This is a genomic window from Mycobacterium sp. NTMscope_Eco_3, from assembly GCF_976985685.1.
Genome location: NZ_CDRJYZ010000001.1, coordinates 124,205 through 149,342, shown reverse-complemented (window position 1 = coordinate 149,342; position 25,138 = coordinate 124,205). Strand labels below are relative to the sequence as shown.

Sequence of the window (25,138 nt, the reverse complement as noted above, 5' to 3'; positions counted from 1 at the left end):
ATCGGCCCACGACGACGTGTCTGGGCGACCGGCTCCGAAGGAGTTCACATGGACAGGGGTATTGGCAGTTGGGCGACGAAACGGGCCTTCCTGTCCGGCGACCGCACCGCCCTCGTTGACGATAACCGACGGATCACCTTCACTCAGCTCGATGAACGGACCAACCGGCTTGCGCGTGCCCTGCGAGCGCTCGGTGTCCGCAAGGGCGACAGGGTTGGCGGTCTCTTGATCAACAGTCCCGCGTTCATAGAAACGATGCTGGCGGCCGCGAAACTAGGCGCGATCTTCGTGCCCATGAACGTGCGGTTGGCGCCAGCAGAGGTGGCTTACCAGCTGGCCGACTCAGGCGCAGACGTGCTCGTGTATTCCAACCCGCTGGCCCCGGTCGCCCGCGCCGCGGTGTCAGAGGATGGGGTGCGGGTCCGCCACCAAATGGCCGTCGGCGGTGAATGCCTTGCCGGTGAGCTTTCCTACGACGACGTTGTGAACAGTGAAGCGCCCACAGCTGTGGGCTCCGACGTGGCGGGCCATGACATTGCAAATCTGATGTATACGTCCGGGACTACGGGGCGTCCCAAAGGTGTGATGCTCACCCACGACAACCATCTGTGGAACGTCATGAACGCGCTGACAATCGGGCGCGGGCTGCGTGAGACGGACGTGACCGTCGCCGTGGCTCCGATGTTCCACATCGGGGGACTCGGAGTGCACACGCTGCCGCTGCTGCATGTCGGCGGTTGCAGCGTGCTGCTGCCGTCCTTCGATCCGCGACAGACGCTGGCGATGATGGCCCAAGAGCATGCGACAGTGCAATTCATGGTTCCGGCGATGTGGGCCGCGCTGATGAACGTCGATGGATTCGAGGACCACGATTTGTCGGCTCTCGAACTGGCGGCTGCGGGTGGCGCACCGTGTCCGTTGACCGTCATCGAATTCTTCCAAGGACGCAGTCTGCCGTTCCAGGAGGGTTTCGGGATGACCGAAACCGCGCCTATCGTCTCATTCCTCGACGCTGAACACGTTAAGGAGAAGGCCGGATCGATCGGTCGGACGGCTTTTCACGTCGAAGCTCGTATCGTCGACGACGCCGACAACGACGTCCCCGTCGACGAGGTGGGCGAGTTAGTAGTGCGCGGCCCTAACGTATTCGCGGGCTACTGGGGTCTTCCCGAGGCGACAGTGCAAGCTTTTCGTGGCGGCTGGTTTCATACTGGCGACTTGGGCCGCATTGACCGAGAAGGTTTCATCACTCTGGTCGACCGAAAAAAAGACATGATCATCAGCGGTGGTGAGAACGTTTACCCGATCGAGGTGGAGCAGGTCCTCTACCGTCACCATGCCGTGCGCGAGGTCGCGGTTGTCGGTGTGCCGCATCCGCGTTGGGGCGAAACTCCGGTGGCCGTCGTGGCCCTTCAGCAGGATGCCGCCGTCAATGCAGAGGAGCTTATCGATTACGCTCGAGAACGCCTTGCCCACTTCAAATGCCCGTCACGAGTACATGTCGTTCCCGACTTGCCGCGAAACGCCACCGGCAAGGTGCTCAAGACGGAGCTTCGCCTGCAATTCGGCGGGGAGGGGCTTTCAGTTCTGCGTTGAAACGCCGTTCTCTCGGCCAGACGCACATTTGCTTTTCGCCACACCTCGACCACGTTGCGGTACGCAGAATGCGGTCAGCGGCAGCATGGACGTAAATCTTCGCACGCCTGCCGAATCGCTTTGGGTGAGAGTCGTTCATGGGTGGATACGAGTGGCAGCGCAGCGGGATGGCGGATGATCCGACGGTTCGAGGCTCAGCTGCCGACGGTTCGGGTGTGATGTCGATAGGCCGTTCGAGCGGCTTGCCCTTGTGGAAGACGGCGCTGGCACGGACGAGGGCGACCAAGTGTGGTGCGTTGACCGCGCGCCAGCGGGCCTGGGCGGCCTCGATTAGCTTGTAGGCCATCGCCAGCCAGGCCGCGCGGGAGCCCGGCCCTTTGGTGACTTTGGTCCTCAAACGTACTGTCGCAAAGGTACTTTCGATCGGATTTGTGGTGCGATTGGTGGATCCAATGCTCGGCGGGATACCGGTAGAACTCCAAAAACACCTCGGCGTCGTCGACGATCTTGGGCGACCGCTTTGGGGTATTTGGCGCCGTAGTCGATCTCGAACGCTTTGATCGCGAGCTGGGCTTTGTCGATATCCTCGGCGTTGTAGATCTCCTTCATCGCCGCGACTGCACCCTGGGTGCACCGATTTCGGCAGTGCGGCAAGAATATTGGCCTGCTTATGCCACCAGCAGCGCTACTCTCGAATATCCGGGAACACCTCCCGCACGCCTTGCAGAAGCCCAGGGCGCCGTCGCCGACCGCGAGCACCGCTGCGGTCATGGCGCGGCGGCGGCAATCGCGCAGCAAATCAGCCCAGAACTCAGTCGATCCCCGGAAGCCGTCAGCCAGCCCGACGAGCTCCATGCGGCCATCAGCACGGACCCCGATCATTACCAGCAAACAGAGTTTCTCCACCTCAAGGCGCACCTTGAGGTGGATGCCATCCACCCACAAATACAGGTAATCGGTGCTGGATAAGTGAGTTTTCGCGTCGGCTCGTCACGCAGTTGACGTGACCCGTCGGAACTGCGGAAGTGCCAGGTTGCCTCGTGATTCGAAGACCACCTCGACAGCCATACCGACCCGCACTTCATCGACGTTGCATTCGATCACGTTGGTCATCATTCGAGGTCCTTCTTCCAGCTCCACTATCGCCAAGACGTAAGGAGCGGTGAAAGCTGGCGACGGGGCCTGACGGACGACGGTGTAGGTGACGATCGTCGCTTTTCCCGAAGGTTCTTGCCAATCCAGATCCGCAGCCCAGCAGTATGGGCACCAAGGGCGGGGATGATGATGGAATCGCTTGCACTCCCGACATTTCGGGAGCACAAACCGCCCGACAGCTGCCTGCTGCCAGTACACGGCCGTGCTGTCAGTCACGGTGGGCATGGGAGCAGTTGTCACGGCGTCCTCCCCAAGAGTACGGTCGAATGGTCTGCCATCATGCCGCCGTAAGTGTGTACCAATGCTATTTCTGCAGACACTTGACGATCCGCAGCCTTCCCCATCACTTGGCGCGCAGCTTCGATCAGCATCGACATTCCCGACGCGTCGCCGGTGTGTCCGAATGACAGCAGACCCCCGTAGGTGTTCACCGGAAGGTCACCGCCGGGCGCCCCCCGCCCATCCAGGAAGAAGTGGCCACCTTTAGCTGCCGCCACCAGCCCCGTTTCCTCCAACAGCAGTATCGGGTTGATCGTGAAGGCATCGTACAGTTCGGCCACCTGCACGTCCGAAGGCGAAAGATCGGCCATTTCGAACGCGGCACGCGCTGACACGCTGGCACCCATTGTTGCGAAGTCGCTGGTGTGGGTGATGTTGCCGTGATCGTGGTGTTCACCGAAGCCCAATACATAGGCCGGTTGGTCGGTGATTTCCCGCGCGCGGTCACCATGGGCCACTAGGAACACGGCGCCACCTTCACACGGTACTGAGCAGTCCAGCAAATTGAACGGCCACGCGATAGGTCGTGAAGCCAGAACCATCTCGACGGTGAGCGGACCCGCGTTGCGCATCAAAGCATCTGGATGCCGTAACGCCCACTCGCGGCTCGAGACCGCCACGGCGGCAAGAGCATCGCGGCTCGTTCCGCGTTCGGCCATATGCCGCGTGGCGGCTAAGGCGTAAAGGGCTGGGATGAAGCTGCCGTATGGGTACTCAAAGTCCGGGTGGCTGATCATGCGCGCCATTGCGTTGGCGCCGCCTCCCCGCCCCACCTTGGGGAATTTCCCCGCACCGATACAGAGCACCGCGTTTGCAAGGCCGGCGCTGATTGCAAGTGCAGCCCGCGACAGCATGATCGTGTAGGTCGCCCCACCGACGTTGACAGTCTCACAAAAGCGCGGCCGGATGCCCAACACGTCATTGAGGCGCTCGTGGACGAAGATGTCGGCACCCGCACCGCTGGCCATGCCGGACGGGCAAACCAGCAGGCCGTCCACATCGCGGGGACCAAGTGAATGGCTCTGCAGAAACCGACGAAGCACCAACTCCTGCATGCCCGCGCCGTCGTGGCCTTCGTACTTTCCTGGCGGTAGTTCTTCTACTGCGGCGATAGCCGGCTCGCTGGCAAGTGCCCAAGTTCTCACGTTGACCTCATGGAAGCAGCCACCCAAACCTAGTCGACGTTCAGTATGACCGTGGAAGCGCGAGACTATGCTGCGCAACATAATTGAGGATCATCTCCCGGCTGATCGGTGCCGTCCGCATCAACCGCGCCGGTCCCCACAACGTCGCCAACCCGTACTCCGTAGCCAGACCGTTGCCGCCATGCGTCTGAATCGCTTGGTCCAGCGCAAGGATTCCGGCTTCAGCTGCCGCGTACTTGGCCATATTCGCCGCCTCGCCGGCCCCTGCCTCGCCGGCATCGTGTAAGGCGGCCGCCCGTTGGGTCATCAAGCGTGCGAGTTCAACCTGAATTTTGGCGTGCGCCAGCGGATGAGCGACTCCCTGATGTGCCCCTATAGGGGTGTCCCACACCCTGCGCTCCCGGGCGTAGGTACATGCCTTGTTTAACGCGTACCGGCCGATCCCATTGCCCAGCGCCGCCCCCATTATCCGTTCCGGATTCAGACCAACGAATACCTGCCGCAGTCCCTCGTCCCGAGCGCCGATCAAGTTGTCACCGGGAACACGTACATCGTCGAAGAACAGGGTGAACTGTTTCTCCGGTGTCACGGCTTGCACGGGAATCAGAGTCTTCTGCAGGCCGGCAGCGTCCGTGGGAACCACCATCAGCGACAGCCGGCCGCGCCCACGCTCGTCAGTACCCGTTCGGGTGACCACCAAGATGGCTTGCGCCTCGTCCACTCCCGAGATGTAGTACTTGGTGCCACGCAGAACCCAGTCGGCGCCGTCCCGCTTGGCGGTCGTCGCTATGTTGTGCGAGTTTGAGCCCGCGTCGGGCTCGGTGATCGCAAACGACATTATGATCTCGCCGCTCGCAATGCCCGGAAGCCAACGCCGTTTCTGCTCGTCGGTTCCGAACGCTTGGATGATGGTGCCACAAATGGCCGGCGACACCACCGTCATCAACAACGGGCACCCCGCCGCCGCCAACTCCTCTCCCACGGCATGCAGTTCGTAGATACCCCCACCGCCACCGCCGTACTCCTCGGCAATATTCACCCCGAGAAAACCTTGCTTACCTACCTCCTGCCACAGTTCCGTAGACTTCTCGCCCCCCAGGGATTTGGTCAGGTAGTAATCGTGGCCGTACGACTTCCCGATGGCCGCAACCGCCGCCCGCAGATCCCGCCGTTCCTGGCTCTCTGATATCTCCATACCGCTCAACCCCTTGAATCACCCGCAGGTCCGGGTTTGCACCGGCCACGACAAACTTCAGGCGACACACCGAGGAATTCGAGGGAAGCTTCCGTCACCGCTCGACAGCAGCGTAATCGCCCGGTGATACGTTATCGGCCGTTAACATTGACGCGCAAGTCCGCGTGTCGGTAGTGCGTCGACTTCCAGTGACCGGCTTTACGCCACGCCGGATACGTGATTTCTCGGCAGCAGCCGGAGTCGTTCTAATCCCCAGCCCATGAGCAGAAAGGCAATCTCGCCCCTCTGGCGTGGCGCAACGTCGACAACTTCGGGAAGCTCGATTCGCTTGACCCGGACGCCGGGCCTCGGGTCACTGCCGAGCGGTGTCAAGACAGCGTACGCTAACGCCAATTAACAGGCCCGCGGCCAAGAGCTTTGCGGTCGACGGCCGGGGACAGAGAGGAGGAAAACACGATGCCCGGAACGATGCTGATTGCTGCGGGGGTCACCGGCAAAGGACGGCTGGCCGGGCGCGCCGCATTCGTGCCCTTTGTCGATCCGGCAGTCGGCGGGATACCGCCAAGCGCGCCGCCGCCTAGTGCCGACATCGCGGCGGCAAGCGCCGAGGCGGCGCAGGAGTGCGCATGAGTGCCAGCGTGCGGATCGGTGCTGGTGCCGGCTATTGGGGTGACATGGTGGATCCCGCGGTGGAACTCATTGAGCAGGGCGGTGTCGAGTTTGCCTGCTTCGACCTGCTGGCCGAGTTGACCGTTGCGCTCCTTACCCGTGCCAAGATGCGTGACCCGGGTAAAGGGTACGTGCCCGATGTCGAACCCATTCTGCGTCAGGCGCTGCCCGCTGCCCGCCGTAACGACGTCGGCATCGTGACCAATGGGGGCGGAGCGAACCCGGGTGCCGCCGCACTGGCCGCTGCGCGAGTGGCCTGTGACGCCGGATATCCCGACACCCGCATCGGAACCATTGAGGGCGACGACTTGACGGGGAGAATCGCCGAAATCAGGGATTCGGGTTGGCAATTCGCGCACCTTGAGTCCGGCGAAGAAGACATCGACCGCATCGCCGACCGGATCGTCGCTGTCTCGGCGTACACCGGCTCCGACGGGATCATTGACGCACTTGACGGCGACGCCGATGTCGTGATCGGCGGCAGGCTTGCCGACTCTGCGCTTTATTGCGGGCCGCTCATGCGCCACTTCGGGTGGATATTTGAGCGTAATCCCGACCTGATCGGCGCCGCGCTTACCGTCGGTCATGTACTGGAGTGTGCGGGCATCGCGACCGGCGGCATGTCCTCGCAGTGGCGGCTGTCGCGTGATCCGTGGCGGCTCGGGTTCCCGATGGCCGAGATGTCGGCTGACGGCACCGCTGTGATCAGTAAGGTGCCGGGCTCGGGTGGGGTGCTCAACGAGTGGACCATCAAAGAGCATTTGCTTTACGAAGTGCACGACCCGTTCTGCTATTTGCTGCCCGACGGTGTCGTCGACATGGGCGGTGTCGAGGTCAAAGAACTCGGCCCCGACCGCGTGCAGCTCACGGGCATGACCGGCCGCCGACGGCCGGACACGCTCAAGGTGCAGATCGGCTACGAGGACGGCTACCTCGCCGAGGGGCGCACGATGATCCCCTGGCCCGATGCTCTGGAGAAGGCCGACTTCTGCGAGAGGCTAGTGCGCGGCCGCATCAAGTACCTGGGTGTCATTCCGCAGGAGATGCGTTTCGACCGTGTCGGTTGGGACGCGCTGGCCGGCCCGGTGGCCCCACGACCGGCACCCGACGCCCAGCCCAACGAGGTCGAGCTCCGGATGGTGGCCAAGTGCCGCACCCGCAGCGAGGCCGAGGTCGCCCGCCGCGCGATGCTGCTGCCAGCGACGGCCGGTCCGGTGGGTACCGCCTTCGGCGCGCCGCTGGCGGTGCGCAAGGTGATAGCGCTGTGGCCGACCCTGGTACCGCGTGAGTTCGTCCCACAGCACGTCCGTGTCCAGGCCGCCAAGGAGATGCTCGATGCCCACCATTGACGAGTTGGCGTTCGTGCGTTCAGGCGACAAGGGTGACATCTCCAACGTCGTGGTGCTCGCCCGCGACGCCGAGGCTTTTGCCGCGCTGCAACGCGGACTGCGGCCGGAGGCCATCACCTCCTTCATGAAGGGTCTGGTCACCGGAACCGTGACGATCTACACGCTGCCTCGCCTGCATGCGTTCAACATCGTCATGCGGGGAGCCCTCGGCGGCGGCGCAACCGCAACACTGCGCTTCGACGAGACCGGCAAGTCGATGTGTTCGATCCTGTCCCGCATGCCCCTGCCCGAACCCGCCATCGAAGGGAAGGCAACACCGTGAGCTCCCACACCAACGATGTCACCGGGCTCGGGATGGCGTTCGGCACTCTAGAGGAGGGCCGGTCCTGGGTCGGTCGTCGCTCCGAGCCAAAGCAGGCGTGGTTTCCGATCGACCGATCGATGATCCTCTACTACTGCTCTCTGGTTGAGGACGCCAACCCACGGTACTGGGAGGGCGACGAGTGCCCACCGGGCCTGCTGATGACCCTGGGCATGAACCCGCAATGGGCGCCCGCGCACCTGCACCGCGAGGACGGGCTTTTCGCGCTCAACGTTCCCCTGCCCGGCCACCACATCATCAACGCCTCCACCACCACCGAGCTGGAGCGCCGACCCCGAGTCGGTGACCACGTTTGGATAGTCGAGGAGATCGTCTCGCTATCCGACGAGAAGACGACTCGGCTGGGAACCGGCGTCTTCATCACATCGCTTACCACCTACACCGACCAGCACGGCGAGAACATCGCCCGCAACACCAACGTCCTGTTCCGCTACGACACAGCCCAGTAAACCCGGGGGCGCTCATGACCAAGATCAGCACTGCAGACATCAAAGGCCTTACCTTCGATGACGTCATTGTCGGCGACGAGATCACGCCGGTGTCGATTCCTATCACCTACAAGCGGGTCTGCATGAACGCCGCGGCGACGTGGGACTGGTTCCCGGGCCATCACGATCCGGAGTACGCACGCAGCCAGGGCCAGCGAACGATCTACCTGTCGACGCTGTTCTTTCACGGCTTCATCGACCGGGGCCTCACCGACTGGGCGGGCCCCGACGCGCTCCTGCGCCGGCGCAAGATATCGATGATCAAGTCGATCTACCCGGGACAGACCGCGACCCTTACCGGGCGGGTGGTGGCCAAGCGCCAAGACCGCGGAATGCGCCTGGTCGACCTGGAACTGGCAGTGTCCAGCGAGGAGGGCATATGCGTGCCCAGTGAGGCGACCTTGCAACTGCCGGCCGGTCGGCGGTAATCGAGAACTTCGACAGCCGTCGCTGCATCATCGTTGCCTACGTTCCTGCGCCAGCTCGACCGGGGGACGACCCGCTCTGGATCGCGTAGCTCTGCGGCTCTGGCGACGACGGCGCGCGTCGCTTTGAAGGCTGCCGGTAGATCAGTAACAGTGGTTCCTACAAGGCCTGCTTCCTTCTTATACCCACCACTTCAAAGACGACGTGGCCCCGCGCCAGCGACCTCGATCCGCTATACGCGGGCTTTGGGATGCTACAGGGGGCCGCACCAACGAAAAGCTGTGTCAATGGCCAAGTAGAAGTACCCGCTGGTGGCCGGATAAAAGTACCCACCCCGTGCAGTGATTCTTAGATTGGTTGGGGGTTCTCCTTCCGGTGTTGGGCGTCCTTCATTCGGTAGGACTGGCCGTCGGTGATGACGACGGTGGCGTGATGCAGGAGCCGGTCCAAGATGCTGACGGCGGTGGTCTGCTCGGGCAGGAATCGACCCCACTCTTGGAAGGGCCAGTGCGAGCCGATGGCCAGGGAGCGGCGTTCGTAGGCGCCGGCGACGAGGCGGAACAGCAGCTGGGTGCCGGTGTCGTCGAGTGGGGCGAAGCCCAGTTCGTCGAGGATGATCAGATCGACACGGAGCAGGGATTCGATGATCTTGCCGACGGTGTTGTCGGCCAAGCCGCGGTAGAGGGTTTCGACGAGGTCGGCGGCGGTGAAGTACCGGACCTTGTGCCCAGCATGAATCGCAGCGACCCCCAGTCCGATCAGGGTGTGGGACTTGCCGGTCCCAGCCGGTCCGATGATCGCCAGATTCTGTTGTGTGCGAACCCATTCCAGGCTCGACAGGTAGTCGAACACCTTGGGCTGAATCGACGATGCGGCCACGTCGAAGGACTCCAAGGTCTTGGTGACCGGGAACCCGGCAGCCTTGAGCCGGTTGACGACGTTGGAGGCATCCCGTGCCGCCAGTTCGGTCTCGACGAGGGTCCGTAGCACTTCTTCGGGGGTCCAGCGCTGGGTCTTGGCGGTGATTAGGACTTCGGGGGCGGTGCGCCGGATCGCGGCGAGCTTGAGCCGCCGCAGCCCGGCGTCGAGATCAGCGGCGAATTGCGGAGTGGACAGTGGTGCAACGGGTTTGGTTGCCTTGGCTGGCGTGCCGTTCATGACGTGGCACCACCGTCTGCGGCCGGGTTGACCGTGTAGGCAGCCAGGGATCGGGTCGGGGCGACTGGGAGGTCCAGGATCAACGCATCCCCGGCGGGGCGGGGCTGCGGCGTTCCGGCGCCGGCGGCCAGGATGGACCGCACGTCGATCGCGCGGAACCTCCGGAACGCGACCGCCCGGCGAAGCGCGCCGACCAAGGCGTCGGTGCCGTGGGCGGCGCCCAACGCCAGTAGGACTTCCAGTTCGGAGCCCAGCCGAGTGTTGCCGATCGCGGCGGCCCCGACCAGGAATGCTTGAGCATCCTCGCCGAGTGTGCAGAACTGTTGCTCAGCATGAGTTTTGGGTCGTGGTCCGCGGCTAGGTTCCGGGCGGGGACCGTCGTAGTGATCGTCGAGGACTGATGCGCTGCCTGGGGCACCCAGTTCGTGCTCAGCCACGATCACCCCAGTCGCGGGCTCCACGATGCACAGCGCGCCGTGATCGACGACGACGGCCACGCTGGTCCCGATCAGTCGGGTGGGCACCGAGTAGCGGGCCGAGGCATACCGGACACACGACAGCCGGTCGACCTTGCGGATCACCGACGGTGCCCCGATTCGAAGTTGCAGCGACGGCAACGGTTGCAGGAGTTCCCGTTCGATCAGCAGTTGCTCATCGGGGACCGCACAGATCTCCGAATGCACCGCGGCATTGACCTCCAGACACCACGCCCTGGCCGCAACGTTGGCAGCACGCAGATCAACCGGCACCCCGGCGATGGCGGCGTCGGTGAGCAGCGGGACGGCGAGGTCGCGTTGGGCGTAGCCGCACAAGTTCTCCACGATGCCCTTCGATTTAGGGTCGGATGCATGGCAGAAGTCCGGCGCGAAACCGTAATGACCTGCCAGCCGGACGTATTCGGCGGTAGGGATCACCACGTTGGCGACCACGCCGCCCTTCAGACAGGCCATCCGGTCGGCCAGCACCCGGGCCGGGACACCACCTATCCCGGCCATCGCTTCGGCGATCAACGCCAACGTCGTGGACGCCTTCTGGTCGGTGGCGAACGCGACGAAGCGCCACCGGGAGAACGCCAGCACTGCGCAGAACAGGAACAACCCGGGTGCGGCTTGGGCCCAGTCGATCACCAGATACTCACCCGGTGACCACACCGCCGGGCGACGTCCCCGGTGATGTTCGTTGCGCCACAACACCTTCGCCTCAGCAACGAGGCGACGGAAGTTGCGTGCCGACCCGTCGTAACCGGCGGCCTTCGCGATCGGCAACATCCGCTTCGCCGACATCCGACCCGCCGACTTCTCGACACGCTCGGCGACCAGATCGGCCACCGCATCGTAATTGTGGGCCCGCTCGACCCGCGGCGGTGCGCTCTCACCGGCTTCGAATTTCTCGACGACTTTCTTGACGGTCCTATGGGTGGTGCCGCACAGCTGCGCGGCGCCGCGGTATGACCCGACTTGTTGATAAGCAGAAATGATGTCCATGCGGTCCCTCGCAGACTTCAATGGAACTCCCCGGTGGTGACGATGAGTGGTTGGCACCTTCACCGTCACCACCGGGGCCCGCAGTTCCTGATCGACACGACGAACACGGGGTGGGTACTTTTATCCGGCCACCAGCGGATACCTCCACTTGGCCACCAGTGGGTACTTTTTCATGGCCACGGACAAGCTGGCTGGCTTATCGTGATATCCGTTTCCTCGGATTGGGATCCGAGCCTGACAAGCTACCTCATCGCAACATCCGCACGCGGGGTCCTTCGCCCATTGACGCAAGCACTACCGTCCAACCAGTACGGGCTTGCTGTGATGGATCGGGTGCTTCGGGCGGCGCTCATCGCGTCCCGCCCACGCCCAGGACTGCGCGTAAGGCTGGTCGACACCGTCTTCGCCGGCGATCGAGTGAGGGGAGATTGGGTCGTCGCACCGAACGTCAACCCGGACGGGCCACCGATCCTTTACATTCACGGCGGCGCATTTTCGATGTGCTCTCCCAAAACCCATCGCGGTCTGCTGGGCGAACTGTCTGCCGCGTCGCTGCGCCCGGTCTTCGCGGTCCGCTATCGATTGGCTCCGCGTTACCCGTATCCGGCGGCTGCTGACGACGCACTGAGGGCCTACCGGTGGTTGGCGGGCTCTGAAGAATCGACATCAGCCCGCACGGTAGCGATCGCAGGCTGTCAACGGCAATCGAAAACTGATCAGGAGTCGGCCGCGCACTGGTCAGTATTCACTTGCCGCCGACACAGGCGATTCGGCGGGCGGCCAACTGGCGGTCGCGACCTCGTTGGGTGCACTCGCACATCGCCTGCCGTTGCCTGACCGCATGCTACTGATGTCCCCCGTCATCGATCTGACGTGTCAGCTGGCGACGGCTCGCGAAATCTGGCGCCGCGATCCTTTCGCATCCGCCCGATCCGCGTCGCGGGCGCTGAGTCTCTACGTGGGCGACGCCGATCCGCACGACCCCCGCGTCAACGTGCTCGCCACCGACCTCACCGGCATGCCGCCGACATTGATCCAGGTGGGCGGGAGAGAAATGCTGCTCGACGATTCCCGACGACTCGCCGAGCGCATGCTCGCCGCGGGGTCGTCCGTGCAACTTCAGGTGTTTCGCGGTCAAATTCACGTGTTTCAAGCCCTGTTTCGACTCTTGCCCGAGGCGCGTCACGCTTTGCGCCTCAGCGGGGCGTTTCTCGCCGACAGCGCTGAACGCAAGTTTCCTTGACGCCGGAGCTGAACGCGGGCGCAGCGGCTAGCTGCGCGGCGACCGCCTTTGCGCGCCACTGGGAGCCCGTTGACAAGTCAGATATGCATGTATTAATTTTGACATTATTGGGCGTAATGTAAACAGCTGGTCGGTTCCTCATCGCGAGCAGGCCGCCAACGACGACCACAGGCCGGGGAGCGACAATGGTTAACCCGCTACACGCGCCCGTCGATAAAGCCATAAAGCCCGGGAACGGTTATCTTCGGTCATCTTGATTCCCGCGCCGCAACGGGTGGACGACGGACTTCGCCGGTGGAGTCGGCGGTGGCCAGTGCGTGAACTGGCAGCCCCCCGGCTGGAAGCGGATTGCGACCGGTTCTCGGTGATGCCGGGCTCCCCTTGGTCGGGCACACCCTCGACTACATCCGGTTTGGGTCCGACCTGGGCAGAGAGCGCTACGAGCGGTTCGGTTCTGTCTCGTGGATGGGAGCGTTCGGTACCAAAATGGCGGTCATCGCGGGCCCCCAAGCTACCCAAGAGGCGCTCACCACCAACGCAAAGGCGTTCTCGCAAGACGGCTGGGCCTTTCTCATCGACGCGTTCTTCCACCGCGGATTGATGCTGATGAGCTTTGACGAACACCTCATGCACCGGCGCATCATGCAGGAGGCCTTCACGCGGCCGCGACTGGCCGGCTACGTCACCCAAGTGACCCCTTGCGTCCGCGCAACCCTGCCCACGTGGCCGACCGGCCCGTCCGTCCGCATGTACCCGCTGTTGAAAAACCTGACCCTCGACATCGCCACCGATGTGTTCATGGGTGGCCGAGGCAAAGACAGCAGCGACGCCATTAACCAGGCGTTCGTCGCTACGGTACGCGCGGCCAGTTCGCTCGTCCGCGCGCCGCTTCCCGGTACCCGCTATCGCGCCGGGGTCCGCGGCCGACGGGTGCTTGAGGAGTACTTCGCCCGGCACTTGCCGGCCGCCCGGGCCGGCGACAGCAATGACCTGTTCTCGGCGCTGTGCCATGCCAGCACCGAAGACGGGCAACGTTTCAGTGACTCCGATGTCATCAACCACATGATTTTTCTGATGATGGCCGCTCACGACACATCGACGATCACCACCACCGCGGTAACTTATTACCTGGCAAAGCATCCAGAATGGCAGGATCGGGTTCGCGCCGAAAGCGATGTTCTCGGCGACCGGTCACCGGAGATCGATGATTTGGAAGGGCTCAGGTCCCTCGATCTGGTGATCAAGGAATCCATGAGACTCGTGGCGCCGGTTCCGCTAGTGATGCGCAAAACAGTGGAAGACACCGCAATAGACGGCCACTACATCCCCTCCGACACGCTTGTGGCGATCACTCCCGCCGTCAACCATTTCGTCCGCGAAGTCTGGCATAACCCGGATCGCTTCGACCCCTTACGTTTCGACGTCCCACGCCGCGAAGACCAAGCCCATCGCTTCGCGTGGCTGCCGTTCGGGGGTGGCGCGCACAAATGCATCGGTATGCATTTCGGCACCCTCGAGGTGAAAGCGATCCTGCACCAGATGCTGCGCACGTTCACCTTCGGCCTCGACACCGATTACCGCATCCGTTGGGACAACACATCGCTGCCGATCCCGGTCGACGGGTTACCGATCAGGCTCCACCACCGATGAAGTTAGAGTTCGCGCGGTTCCTTGCACCCACCGAATTCCTCGACTGGAAACACGATGCCGTGCAGCAGTTCACCGAATCGGCGACGCGTAACGCCATTGATTCCGTCGATAAGGCGTGCCGCATCTTCACCGCTGTCCGTGATTCGATCTGGTACGACCCGTATTCCGTCTCCGACGACCCGTGCCAGTACCGAGCCAGCGCGGTCGCCGTCGCCGAGCGCGCCTACTGTGTCCCCAAGGCGGTGCTCTTGACGGCTGCGTGTCGCGCCGCGGGGATTCCGGCGCGGTTGGGTTTCGCCGACGTCCGCAACCATCTGCAGACCCCGAGTCTCCGTGAACGGATGGGTGGCTCGGACGTTTTCGTCTACCACGGCTACAGTCAAATGCTGCTGAATGGCCGGTGGGTCAAGGCCACGCCGGCGTTCAACCGCGAGTTATGCGCGCGCTTCGGGGTCCCTCCTATCGAATTCGACGGTCAGCGAGACGCCATGTTGCACGCTCACACAGGCGACGGCTCCCAACACATGGAATACCTCCATGACCGTGGCGTTTTCGACGACCTTCCCCTCACGGAAATCATCGACGCGCTGCGCGACAACTACAGCGAACTCATCTACGAACCTCCGCCCATATCAGACTCGTTCACCAATTAACAGTTTGAAAGATTATGCTTGTGCAAAGCACTAATGCGGGATATCTCACGGCAGCTAACCGAAAGGACGCCTCCCTATGACAGCCGCCTCACCCTGGCTCAACCCGGAATTGGAAGCGCTTCGTGATCTCGCCGCAAAGTTCGTTGCCACTGAGATTGCACCCCACTCAGAGCGCTTCGCCGAGCAACACCATGTCGACCGGGCGGTGTGGGAACGAGCAGGCGAGCTGGGCCTGCTGTGCATGTCGATGCCGGTCGAATACGGCGGCGGCGGCGGGACATTCGCACACGAGGCAGTTCTGCTCGAAGAGCAAGCTCGAATCGGGGACAGTTCGTGGGGCGCCGGCCTGCACAGCGGCATCGTCGCACACTACATCCTGCACTACGCCCGGGAAGACCTGAAAAGGCAGTGGCTGCCCAAGATGGCGTCGGGCGAATTGATCGGTGCCATTGCGATGACGGAGGCCGGAACCGGATCTGATCTTCAAAGCGTGAAGACGCGCGCCGTCCTCGATGGGGACGAGTACGTCATCACCGGCTCGAAGACGTTCATCACCAATGGTCAGCAAGCCGATCTCATTGTCGTCGTGGCCAAGACCGACCATACTCAAGGTGCCAACGGTATTTCGCTGATTGTCGTGGAAGCCGATCGCCCCGGGTTCCGGAGAGGACGAGTCCTCAGCAAAATAGGTCAGCGCGGTCAGGACACATCTGAATTGTTTTTCGACGGCGTGCGCGTCCCCAAGACGCATCTGCTAGGCGACACCGAGGGGCAAGGTTTCATCCAGCTGATGACGCAACTGCCGCAGGAGCGACTAATCGTTGCGGTCGGAGCGGTTGCCGCCATGGAATTGGCCTTGCAGCAGACGGTCAAATACACGCGCGAACGAGAGGCCTTCGGACGAACGATCTTCGGGTTCCAGAACACCAAGTTCACCCTGGCCGAAGCGGCCACTGAAACAAGGATTGCGCGAGTATTCCTCGACCACTGCATCTGCCTACACCTCCAGGGCCAGCTCGACGTGCAAACTGTCGCGATGGCCAAATGGTGGACGACGGAACGGGCGATGAAAGTCCTCGACGACTGCCTGCAGCTGCACGGCGGGTACGGATACATGACGGAATATCCGATTTCGCGTCTCTGGGTTGATCAGCGAGTACAGAAAATCTACGCGGGGTCTAACGAAATAATGAAAGAGATTATTTCGAGGTCGCTTTGACAAGATAGCGACGACCGAACGCCCGGTGTATCAACGCAGATGAGGATCTGCTACTTGAGACAGGCAAGCTCCACCGCAGATAAAGCCATCGAATGGATCACGGCGCAGGCCAGCAGTACACCGCCGAGGTATGTTAGGGCGTACTTGTCGTAGCGGGTCGCGATGCCGCGCCACTGCTTGAGCCGATTGAAGCCACGTTCGACGGTGTTGCGCAGCGCGTAGATCTCGGCGTCGAACGCCGGTGGGCGGCCGCCGGCGGATCCCTTGGCCTTGCGGCGGTCGATCTGATCTCGACGTTCGGGAATCGTGTGCTTGATTCTGCGGGAACGCAATTGGGTACGGGTGCTCGGATGCGAATACGCCTTGTCGGCGAGCAACCGGAAATCGTCAGCGGACTGGTCTGAATCCCTGCATGTCGCGGCGTAATCATCGAGCAGCGCCATCAATTGCGGGTTGTCGCCGGCTTGGCCGGCGGTGAGCCGGACCGCCACGGGAGCTTCGCGAGGATCAGTCAGCGCGTGGATCTTGGTGGTCAGCCCGCCGCGGGAACGCCCGATCGCATGATCGTCGGGCTCATCGGCAGATTTCTTGTAATTCGAATTCGACAGTGCCCCCTGTGCACAACGTGTCCGAACGGGCGCCCGCCGAGTGTTGATGGGGCTCTGCGGAAATGAGCGTGCAGCAGTGGTTGGCGGATATCCGCGGTGGGGGTTCGTGTCGTTGAGCTGAGGTGGGGCCTCGGTGGGTGACGATTCAGGTTCCTACACGCCGCTTCACCAACACCACCGAGGTGACCCTTGCCTGAGGCTACTGCCTGCCCGCCGTCGGTTGTTGCCGACACGATCATGCGCACCATCGAGTTGGGGGTGACGATCACCGACGCCGCGGTCGACGAGAAGACGACGACGATCTTCTGCAGGCCGGTGGCCTGTGACGCCAGGTGTCCGGACTGCGGCCGGGAGGGCCGCTACCGCGACACTGTGACTCGGCCGTTGACGGATCTGCCGGTGGCCGGCTACCCGCTGGTGCTGCAGGGTGCCCTACCTCGCTACCGCTGCACAACGCCAGCGTGTGGGCGGGCAGTGTTCAACCAGGATCTGGGCAAGTTGGCGGCCCCGCGCTCATCGACGACGCGGCGCTGTGCCCGGTATGTATTGCGGCGGTTGATGATCGACCGCACCACCATTTCGGCGATCGCCGCCGAACTCGGGGTGTCCTGGCATACTGTCAGCTCCATCGCGATGCGTGCGACCGCCGGCCTGATCGCCACAACCGGGCCGGATCGGCTGGCCGGGGTGACGGTGATCGGTGTCGATGAGCATCGCTGGGCGCCTCGGCGTCGCGGCACAGAGGGGTTCGTCACGCTGATCATCGACCTCACGCCTACCCACGACCAGACCGGCCCGGCACGCCTGCTCGACCTGGTCGAAGGACGCTCAGCGACCGCACTGGCCACGTGGTTGGCCGCCCAACCCACCGACTTTGCCCGGGCCGTGGAGGTCATTGCGATGGACGGGTTCGCCGGCTACAAGACCGCCGCCACCGAGGTCATCCCGGACGCGGTCACCGTGATGGACCCCTTCCACGTTGTGGCTTTGGCCGGGACCAAGCTCGACCTGATCCGCCAACGCATCCAGCAGCAGACCCTGGGTCGGCGCGGACACACCGGTGACCCGCTCTATGGGATCCGGCGCATCGCCCGAACCCGCCTGCAGCTGCTCTCCCCACGCCAATACACCCGGCTGACCGAGGTGCTCGACGGCGACGACCATCTCGCCGTCAAGGTCGCCTGGCTGATCTATCAGAAGATCATCGCCGCCTACGCCGACCCGAACCGACGTCACGGCAAGAAGGCAATGACCAGGCTGATCGAGTCGATACGGCGCGGCGTACCCGCCGGATTGGAGGAGATCGCCCAACTCGGCCGCACGCTATCGCGCCGCCGCGCCGACATCCTGGCCTTCTTCGACCACCACGTCTCCAACGGACCCACCGAGGCCATCAACGGCCGCCTGGAAGCATTGCGCCGCAACGCCCTCGGATTCCGCAACCTCACCCACTACCGTTGGCGCTCACTACTACACAGCGGAGCACTCCACCAACTTGTCAATGCACTCTGAATTACGAAGAGCCGTTGATGGGCACGCACGTTGGTCGAATCGACTGATAACAGCTTTTCGATGTCGGCGTGCACGTCGGCGTCGAACCCGAACGAGGCCGCGACCCGGGCGAACATCTCGTCGTACGTGCCGTCCAGCGACCACCGGTGATGGCGTTTCCACACTGTTTGCCACGGCCCGAATTCGGCGGGCAGGTCCCGCCACGGGCATCCTGTGCGAAAATGCCAGGCGATCGCTTCCAGGATCAGCCGGTGATCACGAAACCTGTTGCCTCGCTTACCGTCATGCGACGGCATCAACGGCTCGACCACCGCCCAAAACTCATCACAAATCACACCCGTCCGTGTCACGAGATCGATCTTGGCTGCGGGCGGGTTGATGACGCTCGAAGGCCAGGGTTTGAGTCCAGGCGATCAGGTCGCCAGCCAGGGCGACGACTTCGAGCCAGATCCGGTTGGCCCGGTAGCTGTGGAAAGGCAGGTTACGCAGGCCGGTGTCCTTCAGACAGCGGATACGGTCTTCGGCGCGGGCGCGTTGGCGGTGACGCACTTCCAGGGTCGGCAGCGTCCAGCCGGTTCCGCGAGTGTTGGTCGCAAAGCAGGTGATTCGCCAGCCGTTATGGTCGGTCAGCCGTAGCTGGGCACCGGGGTGAGGACGTTCACGGCGGGCGATGACTCGCATCCCGCGTGGCCATTCCTGGGGGCCGTACTTGGCCGGCGAACGGGTGGGTTTGACCGGGGTCGGCATCCAGTTGGTGAGCTCGGCGACCTGCGCACCCTCACGAGGTGCGCCGTCACTGTCGAGCGCAGCCACCCAAGCCTGCTCGGGAATCGTCTCGATCGCGGCCTGGACAGGGCCGTGAGCGGGAAACCCGATGGAATAGTGCAATCCGGCGTCGGTGAGGTGATGCAGGAATGCTTTAGACGCCCCGCCGGCATCGGCGCGCACCAGCACCTGGCCCCGCTCGGCGGCGGGCAGTTGTTCCAGCGCGGCGCCCAGCACTGTGATGTGATCAGAACTATTGAACGGCGAGGCCTTTCCGGGCGTAGGTCCAGCGCCAGAGTTTCTCCGGTGCCGTGCTCGCCATGGTCGACAAAAGCGCACATCGGGGCGAACCCATAAGACATCTTGTGGGTCGCCTCAGCGCCCTCCTTATCCGAATGCGCCGCCACCAGGGTGGCATCGATATCGACGATGACCTGCCCACCCTCTCGTGTTCCCGGTGTTCCCGCCAGCGGCCGACGCCGTGACCAGACCCGGTCACGGGCTGCAGCGTGTGCCGAGCGCAGCGCCATGACCGCAGCATCGGTGGTGGCGTCATCGACGGCCAACGCCGCAAACAACCGAGACACAGTCGGGTCGGAGGCCACGACTCCGAACAAGTCGCGCTGCGCACGGACTGCGGCCACATCGGCCAAACAGTCACCACCGAGCGCGACCGCGATCGCCACGTCAAGCAGCACCTTGCCCGGATCATGGCGGGCCCGCGCCAGCCGCCACGGCCCCAGCGCCCTCGATAGGACAAGCCCCAGGCCCGCAACCCGGATCGTCTCGTTCATCATCGCCGCGCCCGATGACGTCACCAACGACTCGCGGACATCATCGACGACCAGCCCACCAACTGCGTTACGCTTCACCTACGGAGTTGCCTTCCTGCTTGAGGATCTTGAGACTTCAGCAATCCCAAGAATTCCCTGCAGGACAGGCGCTTCCGTGCATTACACGCCGTCACAACCCCCAACGACATGAAACCTCGAGGCTAGCATTGTGAAGTCGGCGATCTGGGCCCCTCCCGTCCGATCGCGAGGGGTCTGTCGAACGTGCAGACCGCTACCGTCCTCACTCCTTCGCGCGTTACAGCGGACCCCATACAGATAGTATCTAATACATGCGGTACCTGATACCGTTGGCTCTGTGAATTCGTCTGATTGGCGGGATCGGCCCGCGAGCGCCCACTTCGGCTCCATCTGCTGGCAGTCGCGCCTGCTGGCGTTATTGACGGCTATCTTCGCGCGCCCAGTGCTCGCTACCTTGACCGTCATCGGCATAGTCATCAACCGTTTCAGTCCTCACCTGTTGCAGCGTGCACGCCTTGACGTCATCGACAAACCGCTGCGCGTGGTGCCGCCACCGGCGGGAACTCAAGTGACCCCCGTCGCATTGCCACAGTGTCCGGCCGAGTGGGTGGTATTCCCGACGGCCCGCCAGTCCGACCGGGTTATCGTCTACTTCCACGGCTCGGCGCTGGTGACTTTGGGTCTCAATTCGCATCGGCGGTTTGTCGGTAAGCTCTCCCAAGAGACCGGCGCGCGGGTATTCAATGTCGGTTACCGGCTGGCCCCGCAGGCCCGCCTTGAGGATGCCGTGTCCGACGGGCTCGACGCCTACCGCTACGTTATGTCGCTCGGCTTTTCAGCGGATCGCATTGTGCTAGCAGGAGATTCGGCCGGTGGCATGGTGGCTGCCGGTACCGCACTGGCCGCCCGCGACAGCGGGCTGCCGGTGCCTGCGGGTCAGGCGCTGATGTCACCGCTGACGTCGTCGGATATGGGGCTGAAGTACCGGGCCCTCAAAGACCATCGCGACGTGATGTTTCCGTTCATGACGGTGAAGTTCCTCTATGACGTCTTCGGTACTGTCAACGGCACCCGGGCGGCGCCAGTGATGCCGTCGGAGGCCGATCTGCATGGCCTTGGCCCATTTTTGCTCCAGGTTGGCACCCACGAGATGCTGCTCAATGACACCCTCACGCTGGCCGACCGGCTGCGGGCTCACGGCGTACCAGTGTGGGTGCAGCAGTGGCACAAGGCGATGCACATGTTCCAGCTCGGTTTCGACGTCAACCCAGATGCGCTTCGCGCGGTTGAGGAGGTGGCGATGTTTATCCGTCATCTCACCACCGCGCCGGAAAAGAACAGCGCATAATCCGCCCATCGCGCAGGTCGTGGAACATAGAGCAGCCAGTAGCGCAGGGCTTCAAGTGCGGCGCGGACCAAGACGCCGGTCGCAGCACGAGGTGGACGACGAACGGGTTGTCGAGGTCAAGCGGATCAGGACCGCCGCGACGCTATCCCCGCCGACGCAATTGAGAGCTCGTTGCCTGCGCTCGGCCGTTCGGGATCACTGGATATGCTGTTGGCCGCCTACTCGCTGGTGGCCACCCTCTGGCAGACGCCAACCCGCCAGAGCGGCTCACCGATGTCTACGCAAAGGGCGCGCAAGTCGTTCCGCCCGAGTGGAATCTGGGCTTCGCGTCCGCCTTGACCCGCCTGCTGACCGCCAGGTGCATCGGCCTCATCTCTGAAACCTCATGAACAGAAAAGGAGACCAGGACGCAGTGGCTTGGCGAACTGCAACCGGTGAAAACGATGCCAACCTTGTCGATGGCCGGGAACCAGGCGAGACCGCGCAGCCTTCCGCCGGCAATGGCTTTGCGCCAAACGCTAAGTTGCGATCGATCCAGTCGAATGGGCGGTGGGGCGCCCAACTAGCGGGAGATGGTTGGCTGGGGAGGATTCACGTTGGCGCTGCGATGAAGAAAATGTGGATCGTCCTGGTCATCGTGGCGGTGGTGGCGGTAGCGGGCTTCTGCGTACTGCGGCTTCGCACCTTTTTCGGCGTCCACGACGATCAGACGATGACCAGCGGCATCGCCGATGAGATCAAGCCGTTCAATCCCAAGCGCGTGGTTTACCAGGTTTATGGTCCCCCGGGGACGGTGGCCAACATCAACTACTTGGACATCAATGCCCAGCCCCAGAAAGCTAGCAACGTGCCTTTGCCCTGGACGCTCTCGGTTACCTCGACGCTGCCCTCGGTGAGCGTCAACATCGTCGCGCAGGGCGACAGCAACCAAATCGGCTGCCGGATCATCGTGGACGAGGTGGTCAAGGACGAAAGGTCGAGTCAGGGTATGAATGCGCAAACGTTCTGCATAGTGAAGTCCGCATGACCGATGACCGGGCCGCAGGGCTGCCGCATATGCCGGTTTTCGCGCGAACGGTCCACAAACTCGCGGTGCCCGTCGTCTTTGCCTGGGTGGGGCTTGTCGTCGTCCTCAGCGTCTTGGTTCCATCGCTGGACGCGGTCGCCGAAGAACACACCGTGTCGATGAGCCCCAAGGACGCGCCGTCGATGCAAGCGATGAAGCACATCGGCAAAGTATTCAACGAATTCAACAGTGACAGTGCGGTCATGATCGTGCTGGAAGGTGACAAGCCGCTGGGCGATGAGGCCCACCATTTCTACGACCAGATCGTCCGCAAACTCGAGGCTGACACGAAACACGTCCAGCACGTCCAGGACTTCTGGGGGGATCCGCTGACGGCCGCCGGTTCGCAAAGCTCCGACGGCAAGGCCGCCTATGTGCAGGCGTATCTTGCTGGTAACCAGGGCGAGAGCCTGGCCAGCGAGTCTGTCGCGGCGGTCCGCAAGATCGTGGACAGCGTGCCTGCGCCGTCGGGGGTCAAGGCCTATGTGACCGGCGCTGGGGCGTTGATCGCCGATCAGCACTCGGCCGGACAAAAGAGCCTCCAGAAGGTCACGATCATCACCTTCGTGGTGATCATCGTGATGTTGCTGTGGGTATACCGCTCGATTATCACCGTGTTCAGCACGTTGTTCATGGTGGTGATCGAGGTGATGGCGGCTCGGGGGGTTGTCGCTTTCCTGGCCTACAACAACATCATGGGATTGTCGACCTTCGCGGTTAATATTTTGGTGCTGTTGGCCATCGCCGCTGGGACAGACTATGCGATCTTTATTCTCGGCCGATATCAAGAGGCGCGCGGCCTAGGCGAGGACCGCGAAAAAGCCTTCTACACCATGTTCCACGGAACCGCGCACGTCGTCCTTGGCTCTGGCCTGACTATTGCCGGTGCGATGTATTGCCTGAGCTTTACCCGGCTTCCGTATTTCCAGACTATGGGTATCCCTTGTGCGGTCGGGATGCTGGTCGCCGTTGCTGCCGCGCTGACCTTGGGTCCGGCGGTCCTGACCGTCGGCAGTTTCTTCAAGCTGTTCGATCCTAAGCGCAAGATGCGGACCCGGGGATGGCGACGGGTGGGCACCGCGATCGTGCGCTGGCCCGGGCCAATTCTCGCGGTGTCAGTCGCGATCGCCCTCATCGGTCTACTCGCCCTACCCGGTTATCAAACCAATTACGACAACCGGCTGTATTTACCCCCGAGCGTCCCCGCGAATATCGGCTACGCCGCCGCCGAACGGCATTTCCCCGCGTCCCGGATGAATCCGGAATTGTTGATGATCGAGACCGATCACGACATGCGCAACCCGGCGGGCATGCTGGTGTTGGACCGGATCGCCAGGGGGGTCTTCCACATCCCGGGTGTCGCGCGCGTCCAGGCGATCACCCGGCCGCTGGGAACGCCGATCGAGCACACCTCAATCCCGTTCCAGATCAGCATGCAAAACACCACGCAGGTCGAAAACCAGCAGTACATGCACCAGCGCATGGACGACATGCTCAAGCAGGCCGACGCGATGCAACAGTCCATCGACACCATGCAGCGCATGTACAACATCACCTCGCAGATGGCCGCGGTCACCCACCACATGGACGGCCTCACGCATGAAATGTTGGATGTCACAAACACATTGCGCGACAACATCGCCAACTTCGATGATTTCTTCCGGCCGATTCGCAGCTACTTCTACTGGGAAAAGCACTGCTTCGACATCCCGGGCTGCTGGTCGCTGCGATCCCTCTTCGACGCGCTCGACGGTCTGGATCAGATCACCGAAAAATTCACCTATCTTGCCGGCGACATATCTCAGCTGGACGCCTTGATGCCGCAGATGCTGGCGCAGATGCCGCCCATGATCGCCACCATGACGACCATGAAGCAAATGATGCTGACCATGCACAGCTCGATGTCGTCGCTGTATGACCAGATGGACGTGATGAGCCAAAACTCGACCGCCATGGGCCAGGCCTTCGACGCCGCCAAGAACGACGACTCGTTCTACATCCCGCCGGAAGTCTTCGACAACCCCGACTTCAAGCGCGGTCTGAAGATGTTCCTGTCGCCGGACGGGCACGCGGCCCGCTTCATCATCTCCCATGAAGGGGATCCCGCGACCCCGGAAGGCATTTCGCACGTCGAGCCGATCAAGAACGCAGCCAAGGAAGCCATCAAGGGAACTCCGCTGGAGGGCGCCAAGATCTACCTTGCCGGCACCGCCGCGGTCTACAAGGACATGCGCGACGGCTCCAAATACGACCTGATGATCGCGGCAATAGCTGCGGCCAGCCTGATTTTGATCATCATGCTGATCATCACCCGAAGCCTGGTCGCCGCGGTCACCATCGTGGGCACGGTGCTGATCTCGTTGGGCGCCTCGTTCGGACTGTCCGTGCTGGTGTGGCAGGACATCATCGGCTTCAAACTGCACTGGATGGTGCTGGCGATGTCCATCATCTTGATGCTGGCCGTCGGATCCGACTACAACCTGCTGCTGGTGTCCCGTTTCAAAGAAGAAATCGGTGCCGGTTTGAAAACCGGAATCATCCGCTCGATGGCCGGCACCGGTGCGGTGGTGACGTCTGCGGGCCTGGTCTTCGCCGCCACCATGGCCTCGTTCATATTCAGCGATTTGAAAGTCGTCGGGCAGGTCGGCACCACCATCGGCCTGGGTCTGCTGTTCGACACCCTGATCGTGCGCTCATTCATGATGCCGTCCGTCGCCGCGCTGCTGGGGCGCTGGTTCTGGTGGCCGCAGCAGGTACGCACTCGCCCGGCCAGCCAGCTACTTCGGCCCTACGGGCCACGTTCGGCGGTTCGCGCCTACCTGCTGCCCCGGCAAGATGACCCGCAGTCGGCGACCACCGACCGGTTCCCGGCGGCCTCACCGCACTACTAAGGCATTGCTGAGGTGCATGCAGTCCCGACCGCGGCGGGACTAGGG

Annotated in this window: 18 protein-coding genes and 6 pseudogenes; 15 read left to right on the top strand and 9 right to left on the bottom strand. The window is 62.9% G+C overall.

The annotated features are described in order from the left end of the window. Positions 1-48: 48 nt before the first annotated feature. Positions 49-1,596: an acyl-CoA synthetase gene (locus tag AC0KTM_RS00675; RefSeq protein WP_007172220.1), complete on the top strand. Its 1,548-nt coding sequence runs from the start codon at positions 49-51 to the stop codon at positions 1,594-1,596. Between the two features lie 393 nt (positions 1,597-1,989). Here the strand turns inward: AC0KTM_RS00675 and AC0KTM_RS00670 are convergent, their stop codons facing one another. From AC0KTM_RS00670 to AC0KTM_RS00655, 4 genes are all read right to left on the bottom strand, one after another. Continuing rightward, positions 1,990-2,514 (bottom strand): transposase, encoded by a 525-nt coding sequence (locus AC0KTM_RS00670; RefSeq protein WP_369741417.1) that lies wholly within the window; start codon positions 2,512-2,514, stop codon positions 1,990-1,992. A 72-nt stretch (positions 2,515-2,586) separates the two neighbouring features. Beyond that, on the bottom strand, positions 2,587-2,967 hold the full coding sequence (locus AC0KTM_RS00665; protein ID WP_046185921.1) for a Zn-ribbon domain-containing OB-fold protein: 381 nt from the start codon (positions 2,965-2,967) through the stop codon (positions 2,587-2,589). A gap of 20 nt (positions 2,968-2,987) precedes the next feature. Next, positions 2,988-4,256 carry a thiolase family protein gene (locus tag AC0KTM_RS00660; protein ID WP_007172217.1) on the bottom strand — a complete coding sequence of 423 codons (1,269 nt, stop codon included), beginning with the start codon at positions 4,254-4,256 and terminating at the stop codon, positions 2,988-2,990. Further along, complete coding sequence (locus AC0KTM_RS00655; RefSeq protein WP_007172216.1) at positions 4,216-5,370, bottom strand: acyl-CoA dehydrogenase family protein; 1,155 nt, start codon at positions 5,368-5,370, stop codon at positions 4,216-4,218. Before AC0KTM_RS00655 ends, AC0KTM_RS00660 begins: the two co-directional genes overlap by 41 nt. A 456-nt stretch (positions 5,371-5,826) precedes the next feature. On the opposite strand from AC0KTM_RS00655, the gene AC0KTM_RS00650 reads away from it, so the two are divergent. Genes AC0KTM_RS00650 through AC0KTM_RS00630 form a run of 5 tightly spaced genes read left to right on the top strand, consistent with a single transcriptional unit; the run spans position 5,827 to position 8,686 of the window. Continuing rightward, positions 5,827-6,000, top strand: coding sequence for a hypothetical protein (locus AC0KTM_RS00650; protein ID WP_007172215.1), 174 nt, complete (start codon positions 5,827-5,829; stop codon positions 5,998-6,000). Beyond that, positions 5,997-7,388, top strand: coding sequence for an acyclic terpene utilization AtuA family protein (locus AC0KTM_RS00645; RefSeq protein WP_033721564.1), 1,392 nt, complete (start codon positions 5,997-5,999; stop codon positions 7,386-7,388). Before AC0KTM_RS00650 ends, AC0KTM_RS00645 begins: the two co-directional genes overlap by 4 nt. Beyond that, entirely contained in the window at positions 7,375-7,710 is a 336-nt protein-coding gene (locus AC0KTM_RS00640) for an AtuA-related protein (protein ID WP_007172213.1), read from the top strand. Before AC0KTM_RS00645 ends, AC0KTM_RS00640 begins: the two co-directional genes overlap by 14 nt. Positions 7,711-7,742: 32 nt before the next feature. Then, positions 7,743-8,219, top strand: a complete 477-nt coding sequence (locus AC0KTM_RS00635; RefSeq protein WP_170826177.1) for an FAS1-like dehydratase domain-containing protein — start codon at positions 7,743-7,745, stop codon at positions 8,217-8,219. Between the two features lie 14 nt (positions 8,220-8,233). Next, positions 8,234-8,686 carry a MaoC/PaaZ C-terminal domain-containing protein gene (locus AC0KTM_RS00630; RefSeq protein WP_007172211.1) on the top strand — a complete coding sequence of 151 codons (453 nt, stop codon included), beginning with the start codon at positions 8,234-8,236 and terminating at the stop codon, positions 8,684-8,686. A 346-nt stretch (positions 8,687-9,032) separates the two neighbouring features. Here AC0KTM_RS00630 and istB read toward each other — a convergent pair whose 3' ends face one another. Both istB and istA read right to left on the bottom strand, forming a co-directional pair. Next, on the bottom strand, positions 9,033-9,842 hold the full coding sequence (gene istB, locus AC0KTM_RS00625) for an IS21-like element helper ATPase IstB (RefSeq protein ID WP_007172566.1): 810 nt from the start codon (positions 9,840-9,842) through the stop codon (positions 9,033-9,035). Then, positions 9,839-11,347, bottom strand: a complete 1,509-nt coding sequence (gene istA / locus AC0KTM_RS00620; protein WP_079669096.1) for an IS21 family transposase — start codon at positions 11,345-11,347, stop codon at positions 9,839-9,841. The genes istB and istA overlap by 4 nt, the downstream gene beginning before the upstream one ends. A 180-nt stretch (positions 11,348-11,527) precedes the next feature. Here istA and AC0KTM_RS00615 point away from each other — a divergent pair. The 4 genes and pseudogenes from AC0KTM_RS00615 (at position 11,528) to AC0KTM_RS00600 (ending at position 16,091) form a co-directional block, all read left to right on the top strand. After that, a pseudogene (locus AC0KTM_RS00615) lies at positions 11,528-12,569 on the top strand (alpha/beta hydrolase). A gap of 250 nt (positions 12,570-12,819) precedes the next feature. Further along, positions 12,820-14,219: pseudogene (locus tag AC0KTM_RS00610) on the top strand (cytochrome P450). Further along, a complete protein-coding gene (locus tag AC0KTM_RS00605) occupies positions 14,216-14,872 on the top strand; it encodes a transglutaminase-like domain-containing protein (RefSeq protein WP_007172209.1) in 657 nt (218 codons plus the stop codon). The pseudogene AC0KTM_RS00610 and the gene AC0KTM_RS00605 overlap by 4 nt, the downstream one beginning before the upstream one ends. 76 nt (positions 14,873-14,948) lie before the next feature. Then, on the top strand, positions 14,949-16,091 hold the full coding sequence (locus AC0KTM_RS00600; protein WP_047324229.1) for an acyl-CoA dehydrogenase family protein: 1,143 nt from the start codon (positions 14,949-14,951) through the stop codon (positions 16,089-16,091). Between the two features lie 50 nt (positions 16,092-16,141). Here the strand turns inward: AC0KTM_RS00600 and AC0KTM_RS00595 are convergent. Then, a pseudogene (locus AC0KTM_RS00595) lies at positions 16,142-16,748 on the bottom strand (IS5 family transposase); the annotation flags it as partial. A gap of 188 nt (positions 16,749-16,936) precedes the next feature. Between AC0KTM_RS00595 and AC0KTM_RS00590 the strand changes: the two are divergent. After that, positions 16,937-18,211 carry an ISL3 family transposase gene (locus tag AC0KTM_RS00590; protein WP_046187320.1) on the top strand — a complete coding sequence of 425 codons (1,275 nt, stop codon included), beginning with the start codon at positions 16,937-16,939 and terminating at the stop codon, positions 18,209-18,211. Positions 18,212-18,225: 14 nt separating this feature from the next. Here the strand turns inward: AC0KTM_RS00590 and AC0KTM_RS00585 are convergent. Together AC0KTM_RS00585 and AC0KTM_RS00580 are read right to left on the bottom strand one after the other, a co-directional pair. Continuing rightward, positions 18,226-18,561 (bottom strand): annotated as a pseudogene (locus tag AC0KTM_RS00585) (IS5 family transposase); the annotation flags it as partial. Continuing rightward, positions 18,560-19,848, bottom strand: a pseudogene (locus tag AC0KTM_RS00580) (IS1380 family transposase); the annotation flags it as partial. The pseudogenes AC0KTM_RS00585 and AC0KTM_RS00580, both read right to left, overlap by 2 nt. A 277-nt stretch (positions 19,849-20,125) precedes the next feature. On the opposite strand from AC0KTM_RS00580, the gene AC0KTM_RS00575 reads away from it, so the two are divergent. From AC0KTM_RS00575 to AC0KTM_RS00560, 4 genes and pseudogenes are all read left to right on the top strand, one after another. After that, positions 20,126-21,136, top strand: a complete 1,011-nt coding sequence (locus AC0KTM_RS00575) for an alpha/beta hydrolase (RefSeq protein ID WP_033721600.1) — start codon at positions 20,126-20,128, stop codon at positions 21,134-21,136. An 82-nt stretch (positions 21,137-21,218) separates the two neighbouring features. Then, a pseudogene (locus AC0KTM_RS00570) lies at positions 21,219-21,525 on the top strand (TetR/AcrR family transcriptional regulator); the annotation flags it as partial. A 218-nt stretch (positions 21,526-21,743) separates the two neighbouring features. Further along, complete coding sequence (locus tag AC0KTM_RS00565) at positions 21,744-22,163, top strand: MmpS family transport accessory protein (RefSeq protein ID WP_007172563.1); 420 nt, start codon at positions 21,744-21,746, stop codon at positions 22,161-22,163. Beyond that, positions 22,160-25,093 carry an MMPL/RND family transporter gene (locus AC0KTM_RS00560; protein ID WP_007172562.1) on the top strand — a complete coding sequence of 978 codons (2,934 nt, stop codon included), beginning with the start codon at positions 22,160-22,162 and terminating at the stop codon, positions 25,091-25,093. The genes AC0KTM_RS00565 and AC0KTM_RS00560 overlap by 4 nt, the downstream gene beginning before the upstream one ends. The last annotated feature ends 45 nt before the right edge of the window (positions 25,094-25,138 follow it).

What these genes read in the sequence shown, in the direction of transcription:
- AC0KTM_RS00675 (WP_007172220.1), top strand. Translation starts at nt 49, where the DNA reads ATGGACAGGGGTATTGGCAGTTGGGCGACGAAACGGGCCTTCCTGTCC.
- AC0KTM_RS00660 (WP_007172217.1), bottom strand. Translation starts at nt 4,256, where the DNA reads ATGTTGCGCAGCATAGTCTCGCGCTTCCACGGTCATACTGAACGTCGA.
- AC0KTM_RS00655 (WP_007172216.1), bottom strand. Translation starts at nt 5,370, where the DNA reads ATGGAGATATCAGAGAGCCAGGAACGGCGGGATCTGCGGGCGGCGGTT.
- AC0KTM_RS00650 (WP_007172215.1), top strand. Translation starts at nt 5,827, where the DNA reads ATGCCCGGAACGATGCTGATTGCTGCGGGGGTCACCGGCAAAGGACGG.
- AC0KTM_RS00645 (WP_033721564.1), top strand. Translation starts at nt 5,997, where the DNA reads ATGAGTGCCAGCGTGCGGATCGGTGCTGGTGCCGGCTATTGGGGTGAC.
- AC0KTM_RS00640 (WP_007172213.1), top strand. Translation starts at nt 7,375, where the DNA reads ATGCCCACCATTGACGAGTTGGCGTTCGTGCGTTCAGGCGACAAGGGT.
- AC0KTM_RS00635 (WP_170826177.1), top strand. Translation starts at nt 7,743, where the DNA reads ATGGCGTTCGGCACTCTAGAGGAGGGCCGGTCCTGGGTCGGTCGTCGC.
- AC0KTM_RS00630 (WP_007172211.1), top strand. Translation starts at nt 8,234, where the DNA reads ATGACCAAGATCAGCACTGCAGACATCAAAGGCCTTACCTTCGATGAC.
- istB (WP_007172566.1), bottom strand. Translation starts at nt 9,842, where the DNA reads ATGAACGGCACGCCAGCCAAGGCAACCAAACCCGTTGCACCACTGTCC.
- AC0KTM_RS00605 (WP_007172209.1), top strand. Translation starts at nt 14,216, where the DNA reads ATGAAGTTAGAGTTCGCGCGGTTCCTTGCACCCACCGAATTCCTCGAC.
- AC0KTM_RS00600 (WP_047324229.1), top strand. Translation starts at nt 14,949, where the DNA reads ATGACAGCCGCCTCACCCTGGCTCAACCCGGAATTGGAAGCGCTTCGT.
- AC0KTM_RS00590 (WP_046187320.1), top strand. Translation starts at nt 16,937, where the DNA reads ATGCGCACCATCGAGTTGGGGGTGACGATCACCGACGCCGCGGTCGAC.
- AC0KTM_RS00565 (WP_007172563.1), top strand. Translation starts at nt 21,744, where the DNA reads ATGAAGAAAATGTGGATCGTCCTGGTCATCGTGGCGGTGGTGGCGGTA.
- AC0KTM_RS00560 (WP_007172562.1), top strand. Translation starts at nt 22,160, where the DNA reads ATGACCGATGACCGGGCCGCAGGGCTGCCGCATATGCCGGTTTTCGCG.